We start from the raw sequence: 14462 nt of genomic DNA, 5'->3' as shown, positions 1-14462 counted from the left end.
CAATTTATACCAAGATTTTGCAAACAAATAATAAAACCATAAAATATCCTGAACGGATTTTTTATGGTTACAGTAACAGTATTTCTAATTTTGCTATTTATTGGTGGAGCGGGTGATGGGAATCGAACCCGTGCTGGCCTTGCTTTAACAACTAAAAATTCTGGATACACTCTCTATTTTTTCAAGTCAATTAAACTCTTAATCTCAAATAAAATGATAAAAATAGCAGGAACTTCAGTGCCTGCTATTGAGTGGTTTAGTTAAAATTATTAAAATTAGTCCTTTATTACTAATACAGTCTTTAAGTCAGCATCGTAGCTACCTTGGAAATGTATATTCATCTCCTTCATTGCCTGGAGATAATGAATAATTTCTGATGTAAATCTCTCCCCGGGACAAATTACTGGAATACCTGGCGGATAACAGGTTATAACCTCAGCACTGATATGACCCAGGGCATTCTCCAGCGAAACAGGTGTAGAAGAAGTTAAGAAGGCATCCCTAGGTGACATAGCAAGTTCGGGAATAGATGGCAGTGGGTTTATACCTTTAATGGTAGAGAAATCTTTCGTTAACTCCTTATTTGCATGAAGGTACTCAGACAGTTCCTTAAGGGCTCGCAAAAGGTATTCCGCATCACTCTGTGAATTGCCAGAGGTGACAAGTAGAAGTACGTTGAAAATATCCGCCATCTCTACCTGAATATGATATTTTTGTCTTAGCCATTGTTCTGCCCAAAGACCACTGACCAGAAGTTTGTTGACGCATATGTTGATTTTTGTCGGATCTATTCCAAAGACACCAGGCCTGCCAATCAGTTCCTTGCCAAGAACTTGGTATCCTGGTAGTTTTTTAATTTCCTTTCTTAAAAAAGCAGAGGTTTCTAGTGCCTCTTGTACCAATTCCCTTCCTTGACAGTCCATCTGGGACCTCGCCCCATCCAAAGAGGCCAGTAGAAGGTAGGATGTACTGGTGCTTTGTAAAATCTTCAAGGTACCTTCTAACCTTTGTCTGTTAACGCGATTTCCTTTAATATGAAGCATGGAAGCTTGGGTAAAGGAGGTTAATATTTTATGGGTGCCCTGAACCGAAGCATCGGCACCAGCTTCCAATGCGGTTTTAGGCATATCGTCATGAAAAAGAAAGTGAGGTCCGTGGGCCTCATCCACTAGTAAGGGGATATCATATTGATGAACAATCCGGGCAATTTTCTCAATATCTGACACGATGCCCTGATAAGTAGGGTATACCAGTAATACTGCCCTAGCATCTGGGTGCATTTTTAGACAGTTTTCAATGCACTCTGGGGATGTTCCCAGAGGAATCCCGTACTCATGATCATATTCTGGCAGGAAAAAGACAGGAATAGCACCACTAAGAATAATCCCGCTCAGAATCGACCGATGGATGTTCCTAGGTACCAAGATTTTTTCGCCGGGATTACAAGTTGCCATGACCACGGCCTGAAGACCACAGGAACTGCCGTTTATTAGAAAGTAAGTTTGGTCAGCACCAAAGGTTTCGGAAGCCAAAGTTTGCGCCTCCTGAATAACCCCGTGGGGTTGGTGTAAATCATCCATACCGGGTACATTTGTTACATCAGCTAAAAAGGCTTGACTACCTAAGAAAGAGACAGCTTTGTTGTGTGTAGCTTGGCTTCCCTTATGACCGGGCATATGAAATCGAATTGTCCTATCATTGGCATATTTTTTTAAGGCATCAATGATAGGAGTTTTTTGGGAACTTATCATCTCCTTATATCCCCCCGTATTCTTGAACTGTAAAAAGTATTATGACACCAGAAGATTTTAACCCGATATGGGAAAATGTGCAACACAAAATGTGTCCTGAAAAAGTTGATAACAAAGAAAGAGACCCTTTTGTCAATTCGGAATGGCCTCTTTGTTGCTACATTTATAAAGAAATACACGTCCTTTAACGTTTATTCTTTTTCTCTATTTCTTCAGCCAATTCATTTAAATAAGTCCAGCGGTTCATTAACTCTTCTAAACGGTTCTCCAACCCTTGCTGGGAGGTCAGTAATTTTTGCAATGCTTCATAATCACTGCCAGCTTCGTTTATTTTTTGTTGAACAACTTCCAATTCTCCTTCTACCTCAGCTATAACATCTTCAATCTGTTCGAATTCTTTCTGCTCTTTGTAAGTAAATTTAAGAGATTTTTCTTTTTTCTTTTCTACGGATTGTTGCTTATTTTTTTTCTCAGGCTTGTCATTTGTTCTTTCTTGTTCCTGGCGTTTGTTTTGTATAAATTTCTGGTATTCCGAATAGTTTCCCACAAAGTCGATTATCTCACCATTATCTGAAAAAGCTAGTATTTTTTCGACTGTTCTATCTAGAAAGTAGCGGTCATGGGAAACTACCATTAAAGTACCGTTAAAATCATCTAAATAATCTTCTAAAATCGTTAAGGTCTGAATGTCCAGATCGTTGGTTGGTTCATCAAAAAGCAACACATTGGGACATTCCATTAAAATTCTTAATAAATACAATCTTCTTTTTTCTCCGCCGGATAGTTTAGAAATGGTTGTCCATTGGACCTTTGGGGGGAATAAAAATCGATCCAACATCTGGGAAGCACTAATCATGCCACCATCAGAAGTTGGCAGATACTCTGCCACTTCCTTAATGTAATCAATAACCCTAATTCCCTCATTTAACTGGGCGTTGTCTTGGGAAAAGTAGCCAATTTTTACGGTTGTTCCCTGTTCCACCTTTCCGCTATCCGGTGTTAGTCTTCTCGCGATGATGTTTAGCAGGGTTGTCTTGCCGCTACCGTTTGGGCCAACAATCCCCACACGGTCATTTTTGGCAAAAATATAGTTAAAATCACGAAGGATTTCGATATGATCAAATTTTTTGCTAATATGCTTTAATTCAATTACTTTTTTTCCTAACCGGCTGGCTTCCACAGAAATCTCCAGCTTACTTTGACTAAGCTCAGGATTTGATTCCTTAAGCAATTCAAAACGATTAATCCTAGCCTTTTGTTTGGTGGAACGGGCCTTTGCTCCCCGTTGGATCCAGGCCAGCTCCTTGCGCAGTATATTTTGCCTTTTTTTCTCGGAGGATTCTTGTTGCTCCTCCCTTGCTGCTTTTAACTGGAGAAAGGTGCTATAGTTCCCTTTATATTGGTAAAGTTGTGCATTATCCAACTCCCAAATTGTATCAACCACTCGGTCTAGGAAATAACGGTCGTGGGTAATCATCAGAAGAGCACCTTTGCGTTTTTGTAAGTACTGTTCCAACCAGGCTATGGTTTCGTTGTCTATATGGTTTGTGGGTTCATCTAAAATTAATAAATTCGCAGGATTGATTAAGGCACTGGCCAAAGACACCCTTTTTCTTTGACCGCCGGAGAGAGCAGCAACGGGGCTATTAAAATTACTGATTCCCAATTTAGTGAGGACGGTTTTGGCCTCACTTTCCAATTGCCAAGCATCCATTGAGTCCATCTGCTGTCCCAACTGAAGCATCTGTTTTTGCAACTCTTGATCACCGGGGTTGCTATTTAATAGGTCAATAGATTTTTTGTACTCAAGCAATAAATGCATAACTGGAGAATCACCTTTAAAGACCTGTTGAATTACCGTTGCCTTTTCATCAAAAAGGGGGTTCTGGGGCAAGTATTCTACCTGCAGGTTATTGACCATGGTGATTTTCCCATGGTCGGCCGTCTCTTTGCCGGCCAACACCTTTAGGAGAGTAGATTTTCCGGTACCATTTATGCCAACCAGACCAATCTTTTCGCCGTCTGCAATACCAAAGGAAACTTTATCAAAAATATTTTTTATGCCAAAGCTTTTTGATAGCTCTTCAACTGTTAGTAAATTCATACTCTTCTCTTTTTCTCCCAAATCATTTAAATTTCTTCTTTATTAATGTAGCACAGTCAATTTGTGTGTGTCTATTCCTGAATTCCTCTTTAACCAATGAACATTCAGTATTTGCTTAACAGCAAAATTGTTCAGTTAACAGATAACATAATTATGTTAACTAGCGAGTAATTTAAGTTTGTTTTAAACCTTTGACATCAGCGGTGAATTTTAAAACATTATCATTTTCTTTCATGGATATCTCCTCACCTCAATATAAAAGTTAGATTATCCCTAGCTTCCCTTTTTAAAAACCTTCTCATACATTTTGATATTTCTCTCTAATCTAAGCACAGGCAAATTATAGAAAAGACTTGAAAGTAATAACAATGTATGTCACCTTTTAATTAAGCATAAATCTATATAAATGTATAAGGTTTATAAAGTTTTGCCAAAGGGGTTGGTAAGTCTGAAGAAAATACCAGTACGGGAAGTTATGACTCCCATTCATGAGTACTCCACTGTTCATCAAAATGCCACTGTTAAAGAAGCGATTGATTCCTTGAAAAAATCCTTCTTTTTAGATGAACAAGGAAATGTCCATGGCCATGCCTCGCTCTTGGTGGTGAATCAAAACAAAGAATTGGTAGGTATTTTAACCTTAAAATCCATATTAGAGGCCCTGGTTCTAGTTAAGAAGGAGAACGAAAACGTGTTCAACTCCTATTATTGGCTTTATTTTCTGGATGAAACCTATAAATCAGCTGCAGGAATTCCTGTAAAGAAGATAATGAGGAGCAGAAGATTGGTTTCTGTTAAAACAGATAATGACATTATGAGTGCGGTGGAGTTAATGGTTAAGCATAAAGTAAACTCGATCCCTGTTATTAATGGGGCAGGAAGGTTGGTGGGTATACTTCGCAGCAAAGATGTTTTTGGTATGATTAACGAACTCTTATAAAGGGGGTAACCCGGAGTAAAAAAGCACACAATCTCTGGTTTAAGAGTGTGTGCCAAATAAAGCTAGACGATTTTAGTTGTCCAATCCTCAAGGTTCCATATATCCGTTACCCATTCTTCATAGAATTCTGGTTCGTGAGAAACTAAAACAACGGTTCCTTTAAACTCCTTCAGAGCCCTTTTCAATTCGTCCTTTGCGTCAACATCCAGGTGGTTGGTCGGTTCATCCAGTATCAACCAGTTTACGTCTTTGAGCATAAGTTTGCACAGCCGAACCTTTGCATTTTCTCCACCGCTTAATACCATCATTTGGCTGGTGATATGTTCGTTTGTTAAACCACATTTGGCAAGGGCCTGCCGAACTTCGTAGTTGCTAAGGCCTGGATAATCATTCCAGATTTCTTCCATGGCGGTGTTATCGTTGTCTCTGCTGCTTTCTTGTTCGAAATACCCCGGGTAGATACTCTCGCCTAATTTTACATATCCGTTATAGGGCTTGATAACACCCATCAAGGTTTTTAACAGAGTAGATTTCCCTAATCCGTTCACCCCACGGATGGCTACCTTCTGGTTTCTTTCTAAGGTAATGTTAAGGGGTTGAGTTAAGGGTTCGGCATACCCTAAAACGAGGTCTATTGCCTCAAAAATAATTCTACCTGGAGTCCTGGCTTCTGTAAACCGAAAGGTTGGCTTTATTTTTTCTTTGGGTTTTTCAAGAATATCCATCTTTTCCAATTGCTTCTGGCGACTTTTGGCCCGACCGGTGGTTGAAATCCTAGCTTTGTTTCGGGCAATAAAATCCTCTAATCTTTCTACTTCCTTTTGCTGCTTTTCGTAGGCCTTGCGTTCTTGCTGTTTCTTTAATTCATGGGCCTGTAGGAATTGAATGTAAGTTCCGGTGTATCTTGTAAGTAAACTGTTTTCCACGTGATAAATAACATTGACCACATCATTCATAAAAGGCACATCGTGGGAAACAAGTATAAAGGCATTTTCGTAGTTTATGAGGTACCTCTTGAGCCATTCAACATGTTCAAAGTCCAAGTAATTTGTTGGTTCGTCCAAAATTAAAATGGCAGGATTCTGTAGGAGCAATTTTGTTAGAAGAACTTTGGTTCTTTGTCCACCACTCAAATCACTAACATCTTTATCCAAACCAATATCTGACAATCCTAAACCATTACTAATTTCTTCGATTTTCGCATCGATGGTATAGAAACCATTATGCTCAAGTATATTCTGGATGTCTCCTACATCTTCCATCATCTGGTTTACTTCTGATGTGGATGCTTCACCCATTTTCTCATATATTTTAAGCATTTCCGCTTCCAGATCAAACATGCTCCGAAAGGCTTCCCGTAAAACTTCACGAATGGTTTTGCCTCTGGTTAATATTGTATGTTGATCTAAGTAACCAACTGTAACACGATTTGACCACTCCACTTTCCCTTGGTCGGGAGTTAGTTCGCCGGTAATAATATTTAGGAAGGTTGACTTTCCTTCTCCGTTGGCCCCAACCAAGCCAACATGCTCCCCTTTTAAAAGACGAAAGGATGCATCCTCTAGAATGGTTCTGCCGCCAAATCCATGTGTTACATTTTCTACAGTTAATAAACTCATATACTTTCTCCTTTACGCCTGAATATTTCTGTAGTCTTATAGTCTAAGAGCTTGGCCTTGAAGATTTACCTTCTAAAAAGCCCGGTTCCCAGGTCGTTTTCTATTCGGGCAAGCATAAGGCGTTGGAATTTGTCCATTTTCACAGGATCAAAGGAAGAAAGATGAAAATATAGTTTTTCCATGCGTTTTTTGTAAAGATACCTAGTACAAAGTAATGAAAAAAAGCCCGAGGGATCTATTACGGCTAATCTCCATAATTTGTCTAGTTGGTTATGATCAATTGCTTCTCTCATGCTATTTAAAATAGTTTCTTTTTGCTCTTTCACAAAAAAATCACCCTGGAAATTATATCATAATGTCCGAAAAAAACAACAACCAAAAGGTAGTAAATTGTTCGATCGTGTTGTAATAGTTGCAATGTTGATGGTATATGTCAAAAATATGACTATTTGTAGAGGGTTGTTTTTAAACTTGATAATTAAGCCTTGAAGTATGACGCCATAATATTCCTAAGAGAGTATGTTTGTTAATTAGAGGTTTTTTGTATAATAGGGTTATTGGCATAAAGATTGAATAAATAATCTCTTTCTGTAGTGGGGTGGTTTTTGTGGGTAGACTAGCAAGAAAACTAAATCAGATTGAAAAGGATTTTTATCTATCCCTTGGCATGGTCAATGATATTGCACGGAATTTTCGGGCGGAGATGGTTGCCGGCCAGTCTGGGGATAGTTCCCTCAAAATGCTACATACCTTTATAACACCCCCAACAGGCCAAGAAACGGGTGAATTTCTTGCAGTTGATTTCGGGGGAACAAATGTGCGAATTCAGTTGGTGGAACTTTTAGGAAAAGGACGTTACAGAATTAGAAAAAACCATTCTGTTATGCTTTGTGACCCAGCTGGAAGTTACGACTATACTTTAGAATGTACATCTGGGGAAGAATTATTTGATTTCATTGTTGAGCAAATTGTTAAGCTGATCGATAACAAAACACATTATTTTCTGGGCCACACCTTTTCCTTTCCCACCAAACAAATCGACCCTGCCCGGGCGATTTTAATCAATTGGACAAAGGAATTTAAAACAGCGGGGACGGAGGGGAAAGAGGTGACGTCTTTGCTGGAAAATGCTCTTAAAAGGAAATCGATAAGGAATGTTCAACCCTTGTCAATTATCAATGATACCACAGCCACGCTTCTGACAGCTGCCTACGGGAATGACTGTGCCAATATAGGTTCCATTTGTGGCACAGGACATAATACTTGTTACTTGGAGGCTGCGGCAGGTCCGGTGATTATAAATATGGAATCGGGTAATTTTAATAAATTTCCGCTGACAACCTTTGACCTGGTGTTAAATGAAGCCAGTGAACAGCCTAATCTGCAACAGCTTGAGAAAGCGGTATCGGGTCGGTATGTTGGTGAGATTGTTCGCTTAATTATTTTGGATTTCGTAGCTGAAAAAATGCTTTTTTCAAGGGGTATTAATGGCATTGATGAGCCATTTTCCATCCAAGCGCCGGAGGTTTCATTAATGATCCGGGGTAACCACAAACCAGATGATCTGTTGGATTTAGCCCATTGGGTTGGTGTAAAATGGTGTGTCAAAAGTCCTTCGGCGGATGAATTGATCGCCCTGCGGTGCATTGCACAAACGGTAATTTGCAGGGCATCCCGTTTAATTGCTGCAACCTTTTTAGGGGTATTGCAGCATATTGATCCAGAGCTTAAGTCCCGACAGGTTATTGGTATTGATGGTTCAATGTTTCAAAACATGCCCTTTTTTTTGCAAGGCATCCTTGAAATCTTTAGCAACATATATGAAGATAAAGCGGCTAATATAGTGTTGAAATATATAAGAGATGCTTCGGGTGTAGGGGCTGCCATTGCTGCAGCAAGAATGAAATCCCTGCAAGTCAAGGGCAACTAAATGATACGCTTGATAACAAAACTAAATTTCTCGGCCTGATTTATATCAGCTTCGGTCATCTCTGCCAATATATTATATCTTTTCTGGTTTTTTAGCTTAAACTCTCCGTTTATATCATAGAAACGGTTACCTATTTTGCTAATGACATGAAGGGGGATAAAATCCTCTCTCCCCATTTGTTTAGGGTTTCGGCAAAAACCCACTTTATAGGGTTTTGCTTCGGGAAATACAACCTTTAGGATTAAATGGAAACGGTAGCATCCTCCCTGGGTGAATATTCTTGTCATCTCTTTGGGGGCAGTCTCTTTTATTAATTGTATAAAACCCAATACACAATCCTTTTTGCTAGTATTATCAGTCAATACAAACCCTCCTTCTGTTTTTTAACTTTCAGAAAACAGGAGATTTTCCGGGTGGTTCACTGATGTCTCTTTGATTGCGATTTTTCACAAACCAAGACAGGGTTTTGGGTTGCGAAAATGGTTTTGGATAGATTATTCTTTGCATGTGAGAAAATTCCTTTTATTCAGATATATAATAAAAGGAATTTTTCGGTAAAAGTTGGTCTGGGTTAGTGGGTAAAATTATTGAAGGAATTCTGGTCCTTTGTTATAGAAGTTCTGCTTAATTTATGTTAGATTGAGAAAGTCAAGGATAAAGAGACTGTATTTTGAGGGGTTAAAGATATTTAAGAGGGGAGATTGTATTGTTATTTGCTTTTGAACATATTTCCTATGATCTCGGCATAGATCCTGTGCGTCATATAAACGTTTCGGGTTCTTTGCACGAAGGAGAGGTGTTGGTGGTTAGAGGACCCTCGGGGGCAGGAAAATCAACACTAATGAGAATTCTGGCCAAACTACAAACAAACAAAGGTGGCAGAGTCCATCTCCGGGGAGAAAGCTGGGACCATATTCCGCCACCGTACTGGCGCTGCCAGGTGCACTATCTTGCACAGAAAACAGTTCTCTTTGATGGAACAATAGCCAGTAATCTGGCAAGGCCCTTTGAAATAAGAATACATAGTGATAAAGTTTTTAAAATCAAGCTGGCGCAGGACCTCATGGAACAGTTGCTTTTGCCCCCTGCCCTTTGGGAACAAGATGCCAAAACACTATCCGGGGGCGAAGCCGCAAGGGTAGCACTGATTAGAGCCATGCTGATTGATCCTGCCATCTTACTGCTGGACGAACCCACTGCGGCCCTGGATGATCAAGCCAGAGAGGTATTTTACTCATTGTTAAAAAAATGGTTAAAGACTCCCGGGCGTGCTGCTATGCTGATCTCTCACAATCATGATTACCAGACTCTAGATTGGGTTTCTTTTTTGGATATAGTTCCTAGTTAGGAGGTTTTTATGGACAATTCAACCATTCCCATTTCTAATTTACAATTGGCTTTTTCTGTTGTTCTGATTATGATAACCGGGGGGATCGCTTCCTTTCTTAAGTTGGGGCTGTTAAAGTCCTTACTTTGGGGAACGGTACGTACCTTTGTGCAACTCACCTTGGTAGGGTATGCTCTGACCTATATCTTTGCCATTAATAAACTTTGGCTTGTTGTTGGTATTATTACTTTTATGTGTTATTTCGCTGCTCGGGCTGCGGTAAAAAGAACACCCAATGTTCCAAATTACCCCACCACCCTGGCCTTTTTATCTCTTTCAGCCAGCACTTATCTAGTGGGTTCCTTTGTGACAGGGTTGATTATTGCGCCGGACCCCTGGTACTCTGCCCGCATCGCCATTCCTATTTTTGGTATGATATTAGGTAATTCAATGAATGGTATTGCCCTTTCCCTCGACCGCCTTTACGGAGAGGTAAGAGCTCGCTCAGGGGAAATTGAAGCCCTGCTAACCTTTGGGGCAACTCCCTGGGAAGCTGTTCGCTCTAGCGTTCGGGAGGCCATTCGGGCGGGTATGACCCCGACCATTAATTCCTTAATGGTGGTTGGTTTAGTCAGTTTACCCGGGATGATGACAGGGCAAATACTGGGCGGGGCAGATCCCAGAGAAGCGGTTCGTTATCAAATTGTTGTAATGTTAATGATTGCAACAGCCGTTGCCATAGGTTGTCTTATTATGGTAGGGCTATCCTACAAAAAACTCTTTACCAGCGATGGTGCTTTGCAACCCCATCTTTTATACAGTCGTTAAAGAAAACTTGGCTTACGCCAAGCCTTTAGGCGACGGCGTAAGCCTTAGTTGCCCTTATGCAAGTTGGAAAGTTTTATACTTTCTGACTTGCTAAAAAAATAAACGCTTGTCAGTCGGAGACTTGGCAAGCGTTTATTTTTTCATATTTACTAATCAATTAGTTGTGAAGATCTAAATTTTTCAAAGTCTATTACCTTCGGCCTTTTCTCCTTGGAAAGACCAGACAATAAAACAGTAAGATTTAGTAATAGATTAATTTCCTCGGGTTCGTAGAGCAACTTGCCACAGGCGTCACAACGATATGCCTTTACACCCTTAATGTCTACCTGGTATTCTCCCCACTTGGCAGGATATATTTCTTTTGTATCTTTCATGGTACCGCCGCAGGAACAATTCATTCCGCCACCTCCCCGACTAAATGTTTAAATATTTAATTCTCCATAGATTCCACTTCCCCTTTTTGGTGGAAAGTGTTTTAGACCTTGCAGGAAACTTACCATGGAAAATCAAATTTTATACTACAAAATAGTTCACATGGGGGTGTTGATTTATGGATGAAAAGGAACAATTATATGTAAATTTAATGATGGATCATTTACCCGAGGATTGTGAGGTCATAGCCTTGAAAAAACAAGGTTATTTGACGGAAAATATGCAGTTTACCCAAAAGGCTCATCAATATGTGGAAGATTTTCTTGCTTCAAAAAAAGAAGCAGTATTCTTAGCAATTATAGAGCTGGGACCAGAGGCAAGGAAAAGTTCTATTATGAAATATGCAGGGATTAAACAAATGGGAGTTCTGGCAGATGTTGTTAACAGACTTGTGGTGGAAGGCAAAGTAAAAAAAGAAAACGGAAAATTTTATATATTAGCATAAAAGGGCACAAGCAACCAAGTTTTTCTAAACAATAAACAAAGCATCCCGGATCACATGTGGTGTTCGGGATGCTTTGTTTATTGGAAAAATTAAAATAATTATATAATCTAACCCAGCAAATCTTTAACAATACTGCTGACCAGTTTACCGTCCGCCTTTCCCTTCACCTTTGGCATGAGAGCCCCCATTAACTTGCCCATATCCTTTGGGCTTTGTGCTCCTGTTTGCTGAATGGTTTCTTTTATAATGGTTGTTAATTCTTCTTCTGAAAGTTGAGTGGGCATATATTCCATCAATATATTAATTTCTTGTTCTAGTTTATCAACATCTTCGGGCCGATTTGCCTTTTTATATTCTTCCAAGGCATCTCTACGCATTTTAATTTCCTTTGCTATGATGTCGACTACTTGGCTCTCTGTGAGCTCTTTTCTGCCATTAATTTCTGCATTCTTAATCGCTGCATTGGCCATGCGAATGGTATCTACCTTTAATTTATCCTTAGCCTTCATGGCCGCCTTCATATCATTCATTAATTGGTTCTTCAATGGAATTCATCCTCTCAAGGTAATATACAATTATTAATTATTATAACATTATAGGGTAAAGATACCAAGTACACTGCCTATTAAGTAGTCCCTAGGCCGGTGTTGCTTGTTGCTTGGTCCAGAACTGCAGGGGTTTCTGTGGGGGAACTTACAGGTAGAGGTGCCTGGTTCTCTGGTTGAACTGGAGTTGTATTTTCATTATTGTTTGGGGGCGTATTTTGACTATTTTCATCGGTTTGGGTATCATTGCCCGCATTTGTTTGGTTATCTTCTGCTTTATTACCCTTTTCGCCCTCCATCGGCTCATCTTTCTCAATATTCTGCTCAACATAGACTTGTTTAATGGGTAATACTGTCTGATAGATTCGAACTGATTTATGAATAATTTGTTTTTGGATTAATGTGGCGGTGTATTCTCGCCATATAGGTGCCGCCAGGTCTCCGCCATGGAAGCCATAAACCGGCTGATTGTTACTATTACCAATCCAAACTGCAGTGGATACATCTTGATTAAATCCCACAAACCATAAACAACGGCTATCATTGGTAGTGCCTGTTTTTCCTGCCTCGTTACCAGATATATTCGCTCTGGTTCCGGTGCCGCCCCGAACCACCTCCACAAGCATTTGGGTTATTAACTGGGCTGTTCGAGGAGAAATAATTTGTTTGTTTTCTGGTTGGTGACGATAAAGAATACTTCCATTCTCTTCTTCCACAGTTTTTATCATGTATGGTTTATTGTAAATGCCTGCATGGGCGAATGTTGTATAGGCAGCGGCTAGCTCCAGGGGCTTAATGCCGTTATACATACCTCCCAGGGCAATGGCCAGATTGTAGTCATTTTGGCTGATGGTAGTGATACCAAACCTTTTTAAGTTTTCTATGGTTTTTTGAATGCCAAGGGCATTTACCACTTCAACTGACGGCACGTTCATAGAATTTTTCAGTGCCACACAAACTGAAACGTTGGCCTTTACATTGGAAGAGACATAATATTTACCAAAACTTCTTGAACTGGCATTTAGAAGGGCATTTTCGTTTATGATACCTTTGTCAAGGGCCCCTGCGTAATGAAGGGGTTTGATGGCTGAACCAGGCTGTCTGGGGATGATCGCTAAATTATTCTGGTCACGATTAAAATCACTGCCACCCACCAAGGAAATTACGGCCCCGTCTTGGTTGTTAATTGAGACAATAGAAATATTATAGGCGGAAATCCCTGATTCTTTAAATTGTTTTATTTTTTTTCGAGCCAGTTCTTCTGCTATGGCAGCGGCACGGGAGTCTAGGGTTGTAACAATCTTTAATCCACCGTTGTACACTTTTTCCTTGCCATATCGATCAACAAGTTGTCGGATAACCTCGGTGGTAAAATAGGGGAATTTATAATCTGTGCTGGTTTCATTTCGATCTGGTTTTTTAATGGAAATCTCTTTTTGGAGTATGTTATGTGCCTCTTCCTTGGTGATGTATGATAATTCTACCATTCTCTTCAGTGTATCCTTTTGGCGGGCCCGGTTCTCTGGGGCATGATATATAGGATCTAATTTACTAGGTGCTTGGGGGATACCTGCCAGCATTGTGGCTTCCAGCAAACTTAGTTCGCTGGCATGTTTGCCAAAATATTTTAATGCTGCTGTTTCTATGCCATAGCATCCGTTGCCAAAATAAATTTCATTTAAGTACATTTCCAAAATTTCTTCCTTGGTAAATCGATCCTCCATTTTAATGGCAAGAAACATTTCAGTTATCTTTCTTGAGAGTGTTTTTTCTGATGATAAGAATAAATTTCGAACTAATTGCTGGGTAATGGTGCTGCCGCCTTCAAGGGCCTCTCCAGAAATTAAATCTATGTAGAGTGCCCTTGTGGTACCGATGACATCAATCCCAAAATGCTCATGGAATCGGTGGTCTTCTATGGCAATAATGGCCTGTTGCATTGGCTGTGAAATCTGGTCTATTGATACATAGTCTCTATTTTGGTGATAAAGATAAGTCAGCACAACCCCGTCGGCCGAGTAAATAACGCTTCTCTGACTTTTTTTATATTGAAAAGAATCCAGGCCATACTGGTTTGATACCCGATTGTATTTCAGCACTGTCCAAATGGATAAGGAACAAAGTAGGACTAGAAATGCAACTGCAGAAACGAGAAAATATTTATGCTTTTTTGTCCTTTGCTCTTTATTCAATGATTCCTGCTCCAAAGTGTTTCTCCCCCCAAAAATAACAGATTTTCTAATCAAGATATTTAATATATATTCCAGCGGGGGCTTTAATTGAACGTAAAAATAAAAAAACCGACATAAGTCGGTTAATACAAAACAAAATATTAAAGGGCAATTTGAAATAGGAATACCAAGCCTACCAAAGCTGAAAAGATGATAAGTTCTATAATAGGGCTAACCGAAAAAACTTTTAAAAAACTACAAAGAGCTCTGATCAAGGAATATACACCTCCCTAACTCTAACTATGGCTGGGCTTGTATTATGATAAGATATGATTTAAAAGTTGTCCCTTACTACCTTGGCATACTACCT

General features: G+C 39.7%; 14 protein-coding genes. 6 read left to right on the top strand and 8 right to left on the bottom strand.

All coding sequences use genetic code 11. The annotated features are described in order from the left end of the window. Nucleotides 1-63: 63 nt before the first annotated feature. Entirely contained in the window at nt 64-264 is a 201-nt protein-coding gene (locus DRED_RS18730) for a hypothetical protein (RefSeq protein WP_198006881.1), read from the top strand. An 11-nt stretch (nt 265-275) separates the two neighbouring features. Here DRED_RS18730 and DRED_RS09715 read toward each other — a convergent pair whose 3' ends face one another. Together DRED_RS09715 and DRED_RS09710 are read right to left on the bottom strand one after the other, a co-directional pair. Next, nucleotides 276-1751: an aminotransferase class I/II-fold pyridoxal phosphate-dependent enzyme gene (locus DRED_RS09715; RefSeq protein WP_011878152.1), complete on the bottom strand. Its 1476-nt coding sequence runs from the start codon at nt 1749-1751 to the stop codon at nt 276-278. Between the two features lie 184 nt (nt 1752-1935). After that, entirely contained in the window at nt 1936-3855 is a 1920-nt protein-coding gene (locus DRED_RS09710; RefSeq protein ID WP_011878151.1) for an ABC-F family ATP-binding cassette domain-containing protein, read from the bottom strand. A 406-nt stretch (nt 3856-4261) separates the two neighbouring features. Between DRED_RS09710 and DRED_RS09705 the strand changes: the two genes are divergently transcribed. Further along, nucleotides 4262-4795: a CBS domain-containing protein gene (locus tag DRED_RS09705; RefSeq protein WP_238442490.1), complete on the top strand. Its 534-nt coding sequence runs from the start codon at nt 4262-4264 to the stop codon at nt 4793-4795. A 62-nt stretch (nt 4796-4857) separates the two neighbouring features. Here DRED_RS09705 and DRED_RS09700 read toward each other — a convergent pair whose 3' ends face one another. Beyond that, nucleotides 4858-6414 (bottom strand): ABC-F family ATP-binding cassette domain-containing protein, encoded by a 1557-nt coding sequence (locus tag DRED_RS09700; protein WP_011878149.1) that lies wholly within the window; start codon nt 6412-6414, stop codon nt 4858-4860. A 65-nt stretch (nt 6415-6479) separates the two neighbouring features. Continuing rightward, nucleotides 6480-6740, bottom strand: coding sequence for a hypothetical protein (locus DRED_RS09695; protein ID WP_011878148.1), 261 nt, complete (start codon nt 6738-6740; stop codon nt 6480-6482). Between the two features lie 281 nt (nt 6741-7021). Between DRED_RS09695 and DRED_RS09690 the strand changes: the two genes are divergently transcribed. Continuing rightward, on the top strand, nt 7022-8344 hold the full coding sequence (locus DRED_RS09690; protein WP_011878147.1) for a hexokinase family protein: 1323 nt from the start codon (nt 7022-7024) through the stop codon (nt 8342-8344). Here DRED_RS09690 and DRED_RS09685 read toward each other — a convergent pair. Next, complete coding sequence (locus DRED_RS09685) at nt 8341-8706, bottom strand: hypothetical protein (protein ID WP_011878146.1); 366 nt, start codon at nt 8704-8706, stop codon at nt 8341-8343. The genes DRED_RS09690 and DRED_RS09685 overlap by 4 nt on opposite strands. Nucleotides 8707-9050: 344 nt before the next feature. Between DRED_RS09685 and DRED_RS09680 the strand changes: the two genes are divergently transcribed. Both DRED_RS09680 and DRED_RS09675 read left to right on the top strand, forming a co-directional pair. After that, nucleotides 9051-9692: an ABC transporter ATP-binding protein gene (locus DRED_RS09680; RefSeq protein WP_011878145.1), complete on the top strand. Its 642-nt coding sequence runs from the start codon at nt 9051-9053 to the stop codon at nt 9690-9692. A 9-nt stretch (nt 9693-9701) separates the two neighbouring features. Then, nucleotides 9702-10499, top strand: coding sequence for an ABC transporter permease (locus tag DRED_RS09675; RefSeq protein WP_011878144.1), 798 nt, complete (start codon nt 9702-9704; stop codon nt 10497-10499). A 149-nt stretch (nt 10500-10648) separates the two neighbouring features. Here the strand turns inward: DRED_RS09675 and DRED_RS09670 are convergent, their stop codons facing one another. Beyond that, nucleotides 10649-10897, bottom strand: coding sequence for a YgiT-type zinc finger protein (locus tag DRED_RS09670; protein WP_011878143.1), 249 nt, complete (start codon nt 10895-10897; stop codon nt 10649-10651). 152 nt (nt 10898-11049) lie between these two features. On the opposite strand from DRED_RS09670, the gene DRED_RS09665 reads away from it, so the two are divergent. Then, nucleotides 11050-11376 carry a hypothetical protein gene (locus tag DRED_RS09665; RefSeq protein ID WP_011878142.1) on the top strand — a complete coding sequence of 109 codons (327 nt, stop codon included), beginning with the start codon at nt 11050-11052 and terminating at the stop codon, nt 11374-11376. 107 nt (nt 11377-11483) lie between these two features. On the opposite strand, the gene DRED_RS09660 is transcribed toward DRED_RS09665, so the two are convergent. After that, nucleotides 11484-11927 (bottom strand): GatB/YqeY domain-containing protein, encoded by a 444-nt coding sequence (locus DRED_RS09660; RefSeq protein WP_041274564.1) that lies wholly within the window; start codon nt 11925-11927, stop codon nt 11484-11486. A 74-nt stretch (nt 11928-12001) separates the two neighbouring features. Next, entirely contained in the window at nt 12002-14128 is a 2127-nt protein-coding gene (locus tag DRED_RS09655; RefSeq protein ID WP_011878140.1) for a transglycosylase domain-containing protein, read from the bottom strand. Between the last annotated feature and the right edge of the window lie 334 nt (nt 14129-14462).

The sequence above is a fragment of the Desulforamulus reducens MI-1 genome (genome assembly GCF_000016165.1).
Lineage (GTDB): Bacteria > Bacillota > Desulfotomaculia > Desulfotomaculales > Desulfotomaculaceae > Desulfotomaculum > Desulfotomaculum reducens.
Note: the sequence above shows the minus strand (reverse complement) of the source record. Positions and strands in the feature narration are given on the sequence as shown.